Below are 799 nucleotides of genomic sequence, written 5' to 3'. Positions count from 1 at the left end.
CGTACAACTGGTGCCGGAAATAGGAATCGAACCTACGACCTACGCATTACGAACCCAGCCGACTGACTCCGGCGAGCGATCTAAGCGACAAACAACTGATTGCATAAGTCCGACTCCGGCCGAGCGGACCGGCATGAACCAATGCCAACCAGATGTCGCGCTCCGACCTGACTGTCCATTGCCCGGGCGATTGTACGGGATACAGGTTAGAGCTACTTCGCTAACCGTAAGCCCCTTATAAGCCACCGTTGCGGCCCGTGCACTGCTCCAGCAGCCAGAACAGACAAGCCATACCTTATAGCTCGTAGCGTCCTCAGAACCCAGGGCAATCGGCGCCGACTCTCAGGTCAAAGCCGCCCCACCTAGTGAGGCGGCCTCATGGGAGAAAACAACTACGCCTCCTCACAGATCCCGAGCTCAAGAGCTCTCTTCATCAACGTGGGGACACCACCGGCGTCCGAAACAGAGTAAATGTGAAGTCTTGTCATGGCGCGACTTCCGCCAAGATAAAGCGTGGCCAACCCACGCCTTTTGTCCATAGCCCCTGCCCCGTCCTCAGCAAACAGGACCAGGCTACTGACATCAAGCAGATAGACTTCATCAAACTGCAGCCCGGCAACAAACTCTGGCATTGAAAAGACGAAGCGGACACCCTTACTAGGTATCGTACCGATGTCTTCTCTCGCAGCGACAGGGACAAATAGATCGCGATACGCCCCTGCCCTCATATAGGTCTGGAAGCTGTTGTAATCGCAACAAAGGACTGCCACAGACCTTCCGCTTTTTCGTCTCTTTGCGC

The 799-nt window shown here is 55.4% G+C and carries 1 protein-coding gene; it reads right to left on the bottom strand.

Translation table 11 applies throughout. The annotated features are described in order from the left end of the window. Positions 1 to 392: 392 nt before the first annotated feature. A partial coding sequence (locus AC1DQP_RS21115) for a hypothetical protein (RefSeq protein ID WP_478052510.1) occupies positions 393 to 799 on the bottom strand: 407 nt, incomplete at its 5' end.

This window comes from Stenotrophomonas sp. P5_A8, from assembly GCF_056400545.1.
The sequence above is the reverse complement of the archived record's forward strand: the minus strand, read 5'-3'. Positions and strand labels throughout refer to the sequence as shown.